The sequence below is a fragment of the Chryseobacterium pennipullorum genome (assembly GCF_003384725.1).
Taxonomy (GTDB): Bacteria; Bacteroidota; Bacteroidia; order Flavobacteriales; family Weeksellaceae; genus Chryseobacterium; species Chryseobacterium pennipullorum.
This window is the reverse complement of the sequence record NZ_QNVV01000013.1, coordinates 103753-119076: the sequence shown is the minus strand read 5'-3', so window position 1 is coordinate 119076 and position 15324 is coordinate 103753. Positions and strand designations below refer to the sequence as shown.

Annotated in this window: 11 protein-coding genes; 8 read left to right on the top strand and 3 right to left on the bottom strand. The window is 38.4% G+C overall.

Annotation, left to right across the window (positions count from 1 at the left end):
* Positions 1–92 precede the first annotated feature (92 nt).
* Entirely contained in the window at positions 93–1790 is a 1698-nt protein-coding gene (gene lysS / locus DRF67_RS14610; RefSeq protein WP_115929031.1) for a lysine--tRNA ligase, read from the top strand.
* A 38-nt stretch (positions 1791–1828) separates the two neighbouring features.
* Here lysS and DRF67_RS14605 read toward each other — a convergent pair whose 3' ends face one another.
* Genes DRF67_RS14605 through DRF67_RS14595 form a run of 3 tightly spaced genes read right to left on the bottom strand, consistent with a single transcriptional unit; the run spans position 1829 to position 4694 of the window.
* Positions 1829–2344 (bottom strand): ClbS/DfsB family four-helix bundle protein, encoded by a 516-nt coding sequence (locus DRF67_RS14605; RefSeq protein ID WP_115929059.1) that lies wholly within the window; start codon positions 2342–2344, stop codon positions 1829–1831.
* Positions 2345–2349: 5 nt separating this feature from the next.
* The gene (locus DRF67_RS14600) at positions 2350–3354 is read right to left on the bottom strand and encodes a cytochrome d ubiquinol oxidase subunit II (RefSeq protein WP_115929030.1); all 1005 of its coding nucleotides are present in this window, start codon (positions 3352–3354) and stop codon (positions 2350–2352) included.
* Positions 3351–4694: a cytochrome ubiquinol oxidase subunit I gene (locus tag DRF67_RS14595; RefSeq protein ID WP_115929029.1), complete on the bottom strand. Its 1344-nt coding sequence runs from the start codon at positions 4692–4694 to the stop codon at positions 3351–3353. Before DRF67_RS14595 ends, DRF67_RS14600 begins: the two co-directional genes overlap by 4 nt.
* A 233-nt stretch (positions 4695–4927) precedes the next feature.
* Between DRF67_RS14595 and gyrB the strand changes: the two genes are divergently transcribed.
* The 7 genes from gyrB (at position 4928) to DRF67_RS14560 (ending at position 15269) form a co-directional block, all read left to right on the top strand.
* Positions 4928–6862, top strand: coding sequence for a DNA topoisomerase (ATP-hydrolyzing) subunit B (gyrB, locus tag DRF67_RS14590; protein WP_115929028.1), 1935 nt, complete (start codon positions 4928–4930; stop codon positions 6860–6862).
* Between the two features lie 82 nt (positions 6863–6944).
* The gene (locus DRF67_RS14585; RefSeq protein WP_115929027.1) at positions 6945–7367 is read left to right on the top strand and encodes a DUF5684 domain-containing protein; all 423 of its coding nucleotides are present in this window, start codon (positions 6945–6947) and stop codon (positions 7365–7367) included.
* 106 nt (positions 7368–7473) lie between these two features.
* A complete protein-coding gene (locus tag DRF67_RS14580; protein ID WP_115929026.1) occupies positions 7474–9366 on the top strand; it encodes a DUF3857 domain-containing protein in 1893 nt (630 codons plus the stop codon).
* A 2-nt stretch (positions 9367–9368) separates the two neighbouring features.
* A complete protein-coding gene (locus DRF67_RS14575) occupies positions 9369–11303 on the top strand; it encodes a transglutaminase-like domain-containing protein (RefSeq protein ID WP_115929025.1) in 1935 nt (644 codons plus the stop codon).
* A 23-nt stretch (positions 11304–11326) separates the two neighbouring features.
* Positions 11327–13222, top strand: a complete 1896-nt coding sequence (locus DRF67_RS14570) for a DUF3857 domain-containing protein (RefSeq protein ID WP_115929024.1) — start codon at positions 11327–11329, stop codon at positions 13220–13222.
* A 112-nt stretch (positions 13223–13334) separates the two neighbouring features.
* Complete coding sequence (locus DRF67_RS14565) at positions 13335–13697, top strand: hypothetical protein (protein WP_115929023.1); 363 nt, start codon at positions 13335–13337, stop codon at positions 13695–13697.
* 78 nt (positions 13698–13775) lie between these two features.
* On the top strand, positions 13776–15269 hold the full coding sequence (locus tag DRF67_RS14560) for a transglutaminase domain-containing protein (protein ID WP_123912755.1): 1494 nt from the start codon (positions 13776–13778) through the stop codon (positions 15267–15269).
* The last annotated feature ends 55 nt before the right edge of the window (positions 15270–15324 follow it).

The following is a 15324-nucleotide window of genomic DNA, read 5'->3' as shown; positions in this document are numbered from 1 at the left end:
TTGTTCATATTCACATTTTAAAATTTCTGAAAAAAGCCGTTGACGGTCAGCCCAAAAATGCCTAAATTTGTACGCTTTTAGAAAAATAAGAAATGCAATTATCAGAACAAGAAATCATTAGAAGAGAAAAGCTGAATAAGCTGACTGAAATGGGGATTAATGCGTTCCCTGCGGATGAGTATACCATTACAGATACTACAGAATCTATAAAACAGGACTTTTCTGAAAGTAAACAGGTAAAGATCGCTGGTAGATTGATGTCCCGCAGAATTCAGGGGAAAGCTTCTTTTGCAGAATTGCAGGACTCTACAGGAAAAATCCAGGTGTACTTCAACAGAGACGAAATCTGTCCCGGTGAAGATAAAGAACTATATAATGAAGTGTATAAGCATCTTTTGGATATCGGTGATATCATCGGTATCGAAGGGGAATTGTTTACCACTCAGGTAGGAGAGAAGACGGTTTTAGTAAAGAACTTTACCCTCCTTACCAAAGCTTTACGTCCGCTTCCTCAGGCAAAAACTGATGAAAATGGAGTGGTACATGACGGCTTCACGGATCCTGAATTAAGATACAGACAGCGTTATGTAGATCTGACCGTTAACCCGCAGGTGAAAGAAATTTTCGTAAAGAGAACAAAGTTGTTCAACGCGATGAGAACTTTCTTCAATGATGCAGGATATTTTGAGGTGGAAACTCCTATTTTACAGTCGATTCCAGGAGGAGCAGCTGCAAAACCGTTTATCACGCACCATAATGCATTGGATATTCCATTATATTTAAGAATTGCTAATGAGTTATACCTTAAAAGATTGATCGTAGGTGGTTTTGACGGAGTATATGAGTTTTCTAAAAACTTCAGAAATGAAGGAATGGACAGAACTCATAATCCTGAGTTTACCGCTATGGAAATCTATGTAGCGTATAAAGATTACAACTGGATGATGGATTTCACAGAGAAGTTGTTGGAATTCTGTGCTATTCAGGTCAACGGAACGACAACAGCTACATTCGGAGAGCATCATGTTGATTTCAAAGCTCCTTATCCAAGAGTTTCTATGACAGAGGCAATCCTGAGATTTACAGGTTTTGATATTACGGGAAAAACTGAGCAGGAATTATTTGATTTCGCCAAGTCCATCGGTATCGAGGTCAATGAAACGATGGGTAAAGGAAAACTGATTGATGAGATTTTCGGTGAGAAATGTGAAGGAAACTTTATTCAGCCGACATTCATTACAGATTACCCGATTGAAATGTCTCCACTCACAAAGAAACACAGAAGCAAAGAGGGCTTGACAGAGCGTTTTGAATTAATGGTTTGCGGTAAAGAAATCGCTAATGCTTATTCGGAGCTTAACGACCCTATTGATCAAAGAGAGCGTTTTGAAGCACAGATGGCTTTATCTGAAAGAGGGGATGATGAAGCGATGTTCATCGACCAGGACTTCTTAAGAGCTCTTGAATACGGGATGCCACCGACTTCCGGATTAGGAATCGGGATGGACAGACTCATCATGTTCTTAACGAACAATGCATCAATCCAGGAAGTATTATTCTTCCCTCAGATGAGACCTGAAAAAACAGTTCCACAAATTGAATTGGGTGAGGATGAAAAAGTAATCCTTGAAATCCTTAATTCTCAGGAAGAAGCAATGGCTTTAGCTGAAGTAAAACAAAGAAGCCAGTTATCCGGTAAAAAATGGGATAAAGCTTCCAAAACTCTGACAAAGAATAATCTTGTTAAAGTGGAGAAGGTTGATGACAATCTTTTGATGAAGCTGGCATAAGCATAGCTTAAACAATTAAATATAAAACCGGTGCAGAACTAATCTGTACCGGTTTCTTTTTTCCATTTTCGAAGTTGTGACCTGAAGTTGGTAAAAGGAGCAACCGTATTGATATGAACCCATTTCCAAACGGGCCATTTAGCTGGTGTTGTTGCCCATATTCTTTGTTCAGGAACAAATAGCGTGTGATCATCAAGACTTTGGATCCATTCTATGATTTCATCGACCTGCTTTTTTAACAGTATTCTCTGGTCTGCTAAACTGTAAGAACCATATTGATCGTAGAAAGATTGATATAGCCCTTTTAGATTATTCCATTTATATTCGTGAGTCGGGGTTTTTACCTCAATTCCTTTCTTTTCATCAGACTCCCATTGAAGCAGTAGGCCTGTCCAACCGATCTGATAGGAAATATTTTGTGATGGCGTTTTGTCGATCCCCGGTTTGAGCAGGTTCTTTTTCTCCTCTGGGATATCCTGAAGTTCCTGATCGTATAATTGATATCTTTTATTAATTTCTTCAATAAGTTCTTTCTTATCCTTGTAACTCTTCATATGGGTCATTTTCTAAGTCTGCTGAAGGAAGCCATCAGGTAAAATAAAAATGGAAGAATAAATAAAGAACCCAGCATCAGCGCCCATCCCAGGGCTGCAATTGTTTTTTCGGGAGCCATATGTTCTAAAAGCGAAAGGTGCTGGCCGTTTCCTAATAAAATGATATTAGGGTTATGCTGATAGGTTGCTGCTACTAAAATCATAACGATCTGGAACCCTGCCAATGCCCTTACAGGAAGCAGTTTTTGCCGGTTCATTGCTCTGAAAATCAGCAATAATGCAATCGTCGCAAAAGCAATAGACATAATCCCCAATGGTTTGGAAAACACCCACATTAATAGCGGAATATCTGAAATATAAGCAGTGACAAATACCAGGATCCCGGTAATGACCACAAAAACCATCGTCTGTTTTGATTTTCTGATCATCAGCAGAAGTTCATCAGTACCTTTGGTTTCCCTTAATGAGAAGATTGAAGCAAGATAGGCACAAAGTGCTACGGTAAACAAACCGACCGATACCCCAAACCAGTTGAGCCAGCTGAAAATATAAAGATCCAGGAAGCCTGAAGCATCAGGATTGATGGAGTGAGAAACCGTTGCGGCGGCTATGAGTCCCAAAAAGAATGGAGTCAGCAAACTTGCGTAGTAAAATATTTGGGTATATAAAAACTGCCAGTCATCCTTTACGGCATCATAATGCCTGAAAGTAAAGGCAGTACCTCTTGCAATAATCCCGACAAGCATCAGCACCAGAGGAATATGAAGATAGGTTGACATGGTCGTATAAATTTCAGGAAATCCCACGAACAGGATTACAATAGCAATGATCAGCCACATATGATTGGCTTCCCAGACAGGGGCTATCGATTCATACATGATCTCCTGTGTTTTGTGGCGGGCTTTCTTATTGGTAAAAAGCTCCACAATACCTGCTCCAAAATCAGCTCCGCCCAGAATAATATAAAGACAGATGGAAAGCCATAAAAAGCCTATTACAATGTAGATCATGATTTTTTGTTTTTATCGTTAAACTGCGGATCGGTAGGGTCATAAAGCTTCGGTACCATCTGGATCTGTCTTCGCAGCAGGAAGATCAGGATCAGAGAAAGGGATACGAAAATTGCGGTAAAGAAATAGAATGAATACTGTATTCCCGGCATGGGAGTTACCGCATCTATGGTTCTCATTACGCCATAAATAATCCAGGGCTGCCGGCCTACTTCGGTGACGGTCCATCCTGCCTCCAGTGCAATATAACCAAAAGGAGTGGCAATTAAGAATGTTTTTAAAAGCCAGTTCCGGCTCAGCCATTCTTTTCTGAAAAAGAAAGCATACAGATATACTGCGCCGATACCGATCATCACTACTCCAAAGAAAATCATAATCTGAAAGGCATAATGGGTAACCGCGATAGGAGGCCATTCATCTCTTGGGAAATCTTTTAGCCCCTTTACTTCAGAATTAAAATCATTGCTTACCAGAAAGCTTAATACTTTTGGAATTTTGATGGCATATTTTATTTCTTCTTTTTCTTCGTCAGGAATTCCGCCAATCACAAATGAAGCTCCTTTTTCAGTTTCGAAATGGGCTTCCATGGCTGCTAATTTTATAGGCTGTCTTTCTGCAACGGATTTTGCTGCGATATCACCACTTAAAGGAGCACCAAAAGCTCCGATCAGGGCAAAGCCCACTGCAATTCTAAACGCTTTGGTATGAAATTCAACGTTCTTTTTTCTCATTATTAAGAAAGCATGAACTCCGGCCACCGCAAATCCTGTCGCGCAAAATGCCGCTACACTCATATGAAGAGCCTGTGGAAACCAGGCATCATTAAACATTGCTTTTATAGGATCGATATTTACATACTTTCCGTTGATATAATCAAATCCCGTGGGAGAATTCATCCAGGCATTGGCAGCCACAACCAGAATGCCTGAAGCCAACCCGCTTACTCCTACAAGGAATCCGCAAAACCAGTGAAACCATTTATTGAATTTGTCCCAGCCATACAAAAAGAACCCGATGGCAATAGCCTCAATGAAAAAGGCAGTTCCCTCCAGCGAGAAAGGCATTCCGAAAATGGGCCCTGCATGCTTCATAAAACCCGGCCACAGCAATCCCAGCTCAAAGGAAAGCATGGTACCGGAAACGGCTCCTGTTGCAAAAAGGATAGCAACCCCTTTGCTCCAGGCTTTTGTAAGACCTTTATATACTTCATTATTGGTTTTCAGGTATTTCCAGTGGGCAAAAGCCATCAGGAAAGGCATCACCATGCCCACACACGAAAATATGATATGGAACCCCAGGGAGAGGGCCATCTGCGCACGCGCTGCAATAAAATCATCCATAATATCAACTTTGAGTAAATAAATTTACGGATAAAATATTGATGTTGAGTATGATTTAAAACAGTTGATATTTCCGCAATACCATGTAAATTTGAATCTTTTGCTGCCTTGCAGTTATTTACGTTTTGCTGCAACCCTACACTCCCTTTTTTTGACATTTTTTAACTTTCATACCTCGAAAAAAATCACGATATTTGTAAGTCTTTGCATATAGCAGGATTTTAATATTTAATATGAGTCAGAAACAATATACAGCTAGTAGTATTCAGGCATTGGAAGGAATGGAGCACGTACGTATGCGTCCTTCAATGTACATTGGTGATGTGGGAGTAAGAGGTCTTCATCATTTGGTTTATGAAGTAGTAGATAACTCTATTGACGAAGCGTTGGCAGGATACTGTGACACGATCTTTGTTGCCATTAAAGAAGGAAACGGAATTGAGGTAAGTGATAATGGTAGAGGTATTCCGGTTGATTTCCACGAAAAAGAGCAGAAATCAGCCCTTGAGGTTGTCATGACAAAAATTGGAGCCGGAGGTAAGTTTGATAAAGATTCTTACAAGGTTTCAGGAGGTCTTCACGGAGTGGGGGTGTCATGTGTGAATGCACTTTCCAACGAAATGGTTACTACTGTTTACAGAGACGGAAACGTTTATCAGCAGATTTACTCCAGAGGGAAAGCCCAGACAGGAGTGGAAGAAATAGGACACAGTGAGATAAGAGGTACAAAACAGTTTTTCCAGCCGGATGATACCATCTTTACGGAACTCGTTTATAACTACGATACTTTAGCAAGCCGTTTAAGAGAGCTTTCTTACCTTAATAAAGGAATTACCATTACCCTTACAGATGAAAGAGAAACGTTGGAAGACGGTTCTTTCAGATCTGAAATTTTCCATTCTGAAGGTGGATTAAAGGAATTTGTAGGATACATCGACGGTAACCGTGAGTCTATTATGGAGCATGTGATCTTCATGGAAGGGGAAAGAGATGAAATTCCTGTGGAAGTGGCTATGCGCTATAATACTTCTTTCAATGAGAATCTGCATTCTTATGTCAATAATATCAATACCCATGAAGGAGGGACTCACCTGGCAGGTTTCAGAAGAGCTTTAACAAGAACTCTAAAGAAATATGCAGATGAATTGGGCCTTCCGGCAAAAGAAAAAGTAGAGATTACAGGAGATGACTTCCGTGAAGGATTGACCGCTGTAATATCTGTAAAAGTAATGGAACCTCAGTTTGAAGGACAGACCAAAACAAAATTAGGTAACTCTGAAGTTTCCGGTGCTGTAGATAAAATTGTAGGAGAGATGCTTACTAACTTTTTGGAAGAGAACCCTAATGAAGCTAAGATTATTGTTCAGAAAGTTGTTCTGGCTGCTAAAGCGAGACAGGCTGCAAAGAAAGCCCGTGAGATGGTTCAGAGAAAATCTCCGATGGGAGGTTCCGGTCTTCCTGGAAAACTCTCTGACTGTTCTTCTAAAGATCCCGCAGAATCCGAATTATTCCTTGTAGAGGGAGATTCCGCAGGTGGAACGGCTAAGCAGGGACGTGACAGACACTTCCAGGCTATTCTTCCGTTGAGAGGTAAAATTCTGAACGTTGAAAAGTCAATGCTTCATAAAGTCTATGACAGTGAAGAGATCAAAAATATCTATACCGCTCTTGGGGTTTCAGTAGGAACAGAGGAGGACAGTAAAGCCCTGAACTTGGCAAAGCTGAGATATCATAAAATCGTTATTATGACCGATGCCGATATCGATGGATCTCACATTTCTACCCTTATTCTTACTTTCTTCTTCAGGTATATGAAGGAGCTTATTGAGAATGGGTACATCTACATTGCCCAGCCGCCTTTATACTTATTAAAGAAAGGGAATAAAAAGGTATACGCTTATAACGAAAAAGAAAGAGAAGAATTTACCCTTGAAATGTCACCGGACGGAAAAGGTGTTGAAATACAGCGTTACAAAGGTCTTGGAGAAATGAATCCAGAGCAGCTTTGGGAAACTACCCTAAACCCTGAACACAGAATTCTGAAGCAGGTAAATATTGACAATGCGGTGGAAGCAGACAGTGTTTTCTCCATGTTGATGGGGGACGAAGTTCCACCGAGAAGAGAATTTATCGAAAAGAATGCAAAATATGCTAAAATTGACGTATAATACGTTTTTGTAAAATATGTAAAAAAGCTTCTATTTATTTAGAAGCTTTTTTTATATTTGAGTTAACCAAAAAAACAATAATATGCTAACTCTTTTACAAACAGACCCTTATGAAGGGGTGGATGCGGTTTCCGGTGCGGCCGCAGCAGGACTGGGGATCGGAACAATGTTCATCAGTTTACTGGTCTATTTATTTTACGGATACTGCATGTATAAAATCTTCCAGAAAGCTGGAAGACAGGACGCTTGGGCAGCCTTTGTTCCGATTTATAATGCAATCGTCATGTTGGATATTGTAAAAAAACCGATCTGGTGGATTATTTTATTCCTGATTCCTTTTGTTAATCTGTATGCCAGCTGGGTCGTGAACGACAGACTGGCTAAAGGTTTTGCCAAGGAGACTCCGTTGTATACCATACTGCTGTTCTTCTTCGGGTTTATATTTATTCCTGTCCTGGGGCTCGGCAGTGATACTTACGATAGCAAAAGAATCCCAAATGATTAAAAAAAGAAAATGAAAAACAAAGACTTCACCACGGTGAGGTCTTTTTTATTTTATATAATTTTAACAGTTATTAAGATTTTCTTATGTTTGCATAATTTTAATAACGATGATGAAAATAGTACTTCTTGGAGCTTTACCTATGGCTTCATTATACTTTGCACAGGCGTTTCCTGCTTCTGCAATTCCGGAGAGTTTGAAGAAAAATGCCAATGTTGTTATCCGGAAAAACTTTACAACAGCCCAGATTAATAAAGTCGATGAGATCAAATATCAGTACAATACGGTAACCACGGTTTTGAATAGGGAGGGTCATGAGCAGGCAACAGCCTATATTCCTTATGATAAGTCGACACGTATTTCTGATATAAAAGTCACTATTTATGATGAATTGGGGAAGAAGGTAAAAAGTTTTTCAAAATCTGATTTTAAAGATTACGCCAATAATCCTCACGGGGTATTTTACTCCGATCACCGGATATTGGTTTTTTCATATACGCCGGCTCAATATCCTTATACTGTTGATTTTTCTTATCAAAGCGAGGATAAAAACACAATTTTTATTCAGGATTTTGTTCCTTTCAGATCCGTTAAGACATCCTTGGAAGAAGCACAGTTTAAAATCATCAACTCTTCAGGAATAGAGCTCCGCTCTAAAATTTATCCCTCAAAATACAACTATGCTTCTGTTACAGAAAATGGAACCGAACAGGAGAAAATATACTCTTATACCAATATACCCGCAATAGATGATACTTCTTTAGCACCGCAGCCCGATAAGATTCTACCTTCGGTAAGCTTTGCCTTAACGAAATTCAACCTGGCAGGAAAGCAGGGAACATTCAACAGCTGGAAAGATTTTGGAAACTGGTATTATAAAGATCTCATAGAGCCTGTTTCCATTTCCACAGAGGCTATTAAAGCTGAGGTAGCCGCTTTGCATTTAAAAGGTTCAACAGAAGAGAAGGTGAAGAAAATCTACCAGTACATGCAGAATAAAACGCGGTATATTGCTGTTGGTTTGGGAATTGGTGGCTGGGTTCCTATGGTACCGGATGAGGTGCAGAAAAAAGGGTATGGAGACTGTAAAGGACTTACCAATTACATGAAGACCCTTCTGAATGAAGCAGGAATTCAGTCCAGTTATTGTGTCATCAATTCAAGCCCGTCACAGATTTCATTTGATCCTGAATTTCCGTCCATGGGGGGAAACCATGCCATGCTGATGGTTCCTACCGAGAATGGAAACATATGGCTTGAAAATACATCGCAGCAGATGGCCTTTAATCATCTTCCCTACACTACGACGGATCGAAATGTACTTGCCATAACCTCAAAAGGTATTGAACTTATCAATACGCCCGTATATAAAGCTGAACAGAACAAAGAAAAGCAGGTCTTGAACATTAATCTACATGAGGACAGCAGCATTACCGGCACAGGGAATTTTACATACACAGGAAATCAGTATGATGATAACCTGAAATTTGTAAACCTTAGTTCGAAAGACAAAAATGAAGCACTCAAAAGCAGGTTTGGCATCCTTAACTTTGAGCATGTTGAAACAAAAAGCTTTATCAATGATAAAGACAGGGCGGCCATCAGTTATGATATCAATTTTACCACCCATAATTTTTCTAAAAAAGCAGGGAACAGCCTTTTTTTCAGATCCGTTCCCATTTTTTCAGATCACGTCTATAAAACGGATGAAACGCGTGAGCTACCGTTTGAAATCCGACAGTCTTATGAAGATGAATATGAAATAGTTTTTACACTTCCTAAAGGCTACAAAATTGAAGAAACCCCAGCCGATTCCAATATCATATCCGAGTTTGGATTTTACAAGCTTAGCTTTGTAAAAAATGAAGGTCAGGTATCCGTATTCCGAAAAATACAGTTGAAAAAGGGAATTTATCCAAAAGAAAAATACAATGACTATGTCAACTTCCGAAAGAAAACACAGAACATGGATAATTCTAAAATTTTAATTACAAAAATATAAAGATGAAAAAACTAATAATCATAATCCTGTGCTCTGCCACTACAATTTCCATCGCTGCACAGGGGAAATATGAATTTCTGAACCCTCCCAAATTCAATGATGCCGATTTATCAAAGACCAAGTCCCTGTTGGATGATAATGCACAGGCAGAGATACTATATAAATCTGTCTATTTCGTGGTGGACTCGTATACGGGAAATTTAAGTAAAAAATATTTTTACAGGGTTAAAATTTACGATAAGGATAGGGCGGAAGATTGGTTGAATCTTGAAATCCCTTTGTATAGCTCTGGCTCCAATAAAGAGTCTTTAGCCAAATTCAAAGGTTTTACCTATAATCTTGAAAACGGAGTAGCAGTTCCGGTAAAAGTAGAAAAAAGCTCCCAGTACAAAAGTAAAGAAAGTAAGTATGTCACCCTTACCAAGTTTGCTTTTCCCAATGTGAAAAACGGATCTGTTCTGGAATATCAGTATGAGATTATCTCTCCCTTTTTGTTTATAATTCCTGAAGTATTGATAGAATCCGATACACCCTCCCTGCAAACGGAGTACGTGTTGGACTCACCAATCAATATCGCCTATAATGTAAACTATACCGGGGATATGCTTCCCAAATACAGAGACGTTCAGCAAAGAAATATGTATGGTTCGCAATACAGGACATATAGATTTGCTTATGAAAATGTGAAGGGGTTTAAAACCGAAAAATTTGTGAGAAACGATAAAAATTTCAGAACGAAGATAAGTGCGGAACTGAATTCTACCAACTTTACCGAGCTGAAACTCTACTCATCTTCCTGGGATCAAATTGGTAAAAGACTGTATGAAAACGAAGACTTCGGTAACGAAATAAAGAAAAATAAACTGGCTAGAGAGAATATGCCAGCAGAAATATCAACGCTGAAAACAGATTTAGAAAAAGCGAATGCTATTTTTTCTTATGTACAAAAAACATTTACATGGAATAAAAACAGGGGGATTTATACCGAAGACGGGATCAAAAAGCTGTTGGAAACAAAAACCGGAAATGCTGCTGAGATCAATCTGTTCCTGGTAATGATGCTTCGGGAAGCAGGTGTTAAAGCCGACCCGCTGATTATTTCTACCGTAGAAAACGGAGTCATCAATCTGGCATCGCCTAATGTTTCTAATATGAATTTTGTATTAGCGGCCATAAGTATCGATGAGCACCTGCACCTATATGATGCAACCTCCAGACAGTCGTCGATGGATGAAATTCCTCTTCGAAACTGGAACCAATACGGAATCCTGCTGAAGAAAGAAAAATCTGTACCGATCAGGATGACCAATATAAAATCAAGCAATACTTTCTACACTGCCAATGCAAGGTATAATGAAGATGGAAGTATTTCCGGTACCTATTCAGATCGTGATACCGGTGCGTATGCCATGTATGCTAAAGACAACTACGATGATAATGCTGAAAAATATAAAAAACAGTATAAGGAAAACTATTCTATTGATTTTACAGAAATTGACTCAAAGGTATTGGAGAACGGTGAATTTGAAAGTACGATGAAATTTTCCTCGATGAACCTTGTAGATCGGATAGGGAAAAAAATAATCATCAATCCCATGTTGTTTCTCAATAAAAACTCCAACGAATTTGATCAGACCGAGACCCGCAGATATCCGATAGATTTTGGATCTCCTATTACCAAAGTGAAAAAGATTAATCTTGAAATACCGGAAGGATATACCATTGAAGAACTGCCGAAAGCCAAGAAGATTATGACAGAGGATAAAGAGGTAGAATATATATATGCCGTTGTAAAAAAGAGTAACATATTGGAAATTACAAGTACTATCACCGTAAAAAGTGCAGATTACCCAAAAGAATTCTATCCTGCTTTTAAGCAGATCTGGAAAAGTATCTCAGATTATGAAAACCAGGTGATCAGCTTAATAAAAAAATAATATTTTGTAGAATTTTAATAACGATGATGAAAATACTATGCCTGGGAGCTTTATCCGCAGCTTCCATATTCTTCGCGCAGAGCTATCCTGTTTCTGCGATTCCCGAAGATTTAAAGAAAAATGCGGGGGCTGTGATCAGGAAAGAATTCCAGCGTATTGAAATTAATAATATCGACGATATTGTCTATAAAAAGTCTTCTGCAATTACAATTCTTAATAAAGATGCCGTTCCGTATTCCATACCGAGAATCGGATATAGCAAAGGAGCCAATGCATCCGGGATCAAAGTGGTTATTTATGATGAGAAAGGACTAAAAGTGAAAAGCTACTCCAAAAGTGACTTTGTGGACATCGCAGCCAACCCTCAAGGGACTTTTTACTCTGATAACAGGATGCTTATCCTTCCTTACAATTATCAGCATTTTCCATATACAATTGAATTTAGCTACGAGCTAAAAGATGAAAATACTGTTTTTATCCCTGATTTTATTCCCTTTTATGAGTATAATGTTTCATTACAGGAAAGTAATCTCAGTATCATCAACAAAACTCCCATTAAACTGCGTTCAAAAGTCTATGACTCTCCTTACTCTTATGCATCGGTACAGGTAAAGAATGAAAGTGCGGGCTCATCGTATTCCTTCCGGAATATTCCGGCTATTGATAAAGAAGGACTTGGCCCGAGCCCGCAGAGAATATTACCGAAAGTGAGCTTTTCATTAGATCAGTTTAATCTTGTGGGTAAAAAGGGAAGCATTATATCGTGGCAGGACTTTGGAAAATGGTATTACGATAACCTCCTTTCTCCTGTTTCTGTTTCTACGCCCCAGATTAAATCGGAAATAGAATCTCTCCATCTTACAGGATCAACAGAAGAAAAGGTGAAGAAGGTATATCAGTACATGCAAAGCAAAACCAGATATATATTTGTGGCTTTGGGAATAGGAGGCTGGCAGCCTATGCTTCCCGATGAGGTGCAAAAGAAAGGATATGGAGATTGCAAAGGATTAACCAATTATATGAAAATGCTGCTTGATGAAGCTGGAATTCCTTCTTATTACTGTATCATCAATGCTGATGCTTCGCCGATAAGCTTCGATAAAGAATTTCCCAAAATGTCCGGAAATCATGTAATACTCATGGTACCCACTGAGAAAGGAAACATCTGGCTTGAAAATACTTCCCAGGAGATGGCATTCAATCATTTAGGCTTCAGTACTACAGACAGGAATGTACTGGCCGTAAAGCCGGAGGGAATAGAAATTATACAGACTCCCAGCTATACGGCCGAAGAAAGTAAGGGCATACAGACCATTACCATTCAGCTTGGTACCCATAATTCTGTTTCTGGAACAGCCAGGTTTTCGTATCAGGGTAGCCAGTATGACTACAATCTGGTCTACTTAATGCTTGCTGAAAAAGAAAGAAAAGAGCAGTTGAAAAATAAGCTCTCCAGTCTGAATATTGAACAGCTGGACATCAATAAAATTGTAAACAATAAAGATCTTGCAACCATAGATTTTGACATCAACTTCAAAGCGGATAACTATGTCAAGATGCTTGGAAGCAGTTATATATTCAGAGCTGTTCCCATCTATACGGACGCTTTACGTATAGAAGACGAAAACAGAGTGCTGCCATTTGAGCATAAACTTCCTTCCCAGGATGAATATGCGATAGATTATCAGCTTCCTGCAGGATATTTTATTGAAGAGGTTCCCCGGGATGTAAACCTTGATTCTGAATTTGGTACATACAGTCTTTCCTTTTCAAAAAAAGAAGATCAGCTTTTGGTAAAGAGAGTTCTCAGAATCAATAAGGGGCTGTATCCTAAAGAGAAATATAACGATTATGTAAGGTTCAGAAAAAAAATATTTGCTGCCGATCATGCAAAAATCCTAATGTCTAAAAAAATCTGATGTCTGTTCAGATCAAATAATTATAAACAATAACCTGATCCTGTAGGATAGAACTCAAATACATCGTTCAGGTTTTAATGAATTACTGTCCTAATAAAAAAAACAAAAAATCATGAAATTTAAAAATGCTTTTCTAGGCCTTCTGTGGTCTACATCATCTGCATTAGTTGGAGCTCAGACTCATAAATTCCTTTCATTGCCGGCTTTCAGTGAAGCGGAAGTAAAAAAGACCAGCTCCTTCATAGACAAGGATGCGCCGGCAGAAATATTGTACAATAGCGTAAGGTTTAATATCCTGCCCCGACAGTCAATGGAAAAGGAATATTACTCCAAAATTAAAATTTATGATAAGAAGAAAGCTGAAGAGTGGCTTAATCTTGAAATTCCAATGCAATCCGGTGAAAGGTTATTGGAATTTGAAGCCACGGTCTACAATCTTGCTGGCGATAAAGTGGAAAAAATTGCAGTTAATTAAAAAGATCAGCTAAAGGAAAACTTTGTAAAAGGCCTTAAATTCTATAAAATTGCCTTTCCCAATATTTTGGATGGTTCGGTGATTGAGTATAAATACAAGATAGAAAGCGCTCAAATATTTACGATTAACCAGGTGATGGAGTATGATATTCCTGTGGTATATGAAGAATTTAATCTGGAGCACCCGCAATCTCTGGCTTACAATTTCAACAATCCGGGAAACCTTCTCATTCCTAAATATAATGTTTCCATTACTGAAAACAGAAGTAATCTTTTGTATCATATTTTCAGATATGGCTATGAAAATGTAAAACCTGTTAAAAATGAACTGTTTGTAAAAGATCCCAGCAGATACAGAACCAAACTAAAAGCGCAGCTGGCGTATTTAAGCATGCGTTACCGATCTGGAGAATTCACATATGATAAATCTACAGACTGGAATAAAGTTGCAGAATTATTATCAGAAGACGAAAAATTCGGGGGCTTTTTAAAAGGTGACGTAAGTGGAATTGTGCCGGATGAAATTAAAAATTATTACGAAATTAATGAAAGAGCGAATAGAATTTTCAACTTTGTTAAAACCAATTACAAATGGAACAGACAGAGCTGCATTATACCCAGCCAAAATCTTCGACAACTCCTGAAGTCAAAGGCGGGTAATAGTGCAGACATCAATTTACTGCTCGTTTTACTTCTGAGAAACGCAGGTATTGAAGCCAATCCACTTCTTATTTCAACAGTAGACAATGGTATCCTCAACATTACTTCAATGGATGTAGATGGGATGAATTTTGCGCTTGCAGCAACAAAAATTAACGGTACTTTCAACCTGTATGACGCTACTTCCTATAATGCCAAAGCAAATCTTATGCGTCAGAGGAACTGGAATGAATTCGGAATTTTGTTTCAAAAAAATAAAGGAACAGAAATCGCCTTTACCAATAACAATATAAGTGAAAAGAAATCGCTGATCCATGCAACAGTCAATACTGAAGATCTTGAAATCAAAGGAGACTATACCCAGGAAGTGAGCGGTTTATATGCGCTGGAGGAATATGAGGATTTTGATCTTAATAAAGATAAATACAATCAGTCTTTCAAAACCAAGCTTGAAGTAAATACTACCGAAGTAGATTCCAGATTATTGGATAATTCCAACTTTGAAACGAAACTTAAATTCTCTGGCAGTAATCTGGTAGATAAAGTGGGCGAAAAACTGATCATTAATTCCTCCTTATTCTTAAAGAGTGACATTGAAACCTTTGATCAGGCGGATGCAAGGAAGTATCCTATAGATTTTATTTCAGGCTTTGTTAAAGAAAAGAAAGTAGAACTTACGATCCCTGAAAACTATCGGGTGGGTGACCTTCCAAAGAATAAAAAGATTAAAACAGACGATCAGGAAATCAGCTATTCGTATCTTATTGAAAATAAGGGTGAAAAATTAATTTTAACTTCCAGAGTCGAAGTAAAGCATTCTACCTATCCCAAAGAATTCTATCCTGCTTTTAAGCAGATTTGGAAAAGTATTTCGGATTGTGAAAATCAGGTGATCAGTCTGGTTAAAAAATAACATGATACATAATCTTTGATAAAAAAATAAAATTTTTAAAAACCATTCATCTTTT

Excerpts from the sequence above, each read along its gene's own strand:
- DRF67_RS14580 (WP_115929026.1), top strand. The coding sequence starts at position 7,474 with ATGATGAAAATAGTACTTCTTGGAGCTTTACCTATGGCTTCATTATAC.
- DRF67_RS14600 (WP_115929030.1), bottom strand. The coding sequence starts at position 3,354 with ATGATCTACATTGTAATAGGCTTTTTATGGCTTTCCATCTGTCTTTAT.
- DRF67_RS14575 (WP_115929025.1), top strand. The coding sequence starts at position 9,369 with ATGAAAAAACTAATAATCATAATCCTGTGCTCTGCCACTACAATTTCC.
- gyrB (WP_115929028.1), top strand. The coding sequence starts at position 4,928 with ATGAGTCAGAAACAATATACAGCTAGTAGTATTCAGGCATTGGAAGGA.
- DRF67_RS14585 (WP_115929027.1), top strand. The coding sequence starts at position 6,945 with ATGCTAACTCTTTTACAAACAGACCCTTATGAAGGGGTGGATGCGGTT.
- DRF67_RS14565 (WP_115929023.1), top strand. The coding sequence starts at position 13,335 with ATGAAATTTAAAAATGCTTTTCTAGGCCTTCTGTGGTCTACATCATCT.
- DRF67_RS14595 (WP_115929029.1), bottom strand. The coding sequence starts at position 4,694 with ATGGATGATTTTATTGCAGCGCGTGCGCAGATGGCCCTCTCCCTGGGG.
- DRF67_RS14605 (WP_115929059.1), bottom strand. The coding sequence starts at position 2,344 with ATGAAGAGTTACAAGGATAAGAAAGAACTTATTGAAGAAATTAATAAA.
- lysS (WP_115929031.1), top strand. The coding sequence starts at position 93 with ATGCAATTATCAGAACAAGAAATCATTAGAAGAGAAAAGCTGAATAAG.
- DRF67_RS14570 (WP_115929024.1), top strand. The coding sequence starts at position 11,327 with ATGATGAAAATACTATGCCTGGGAGCTTTATCCGCAGCTTCCATATTC.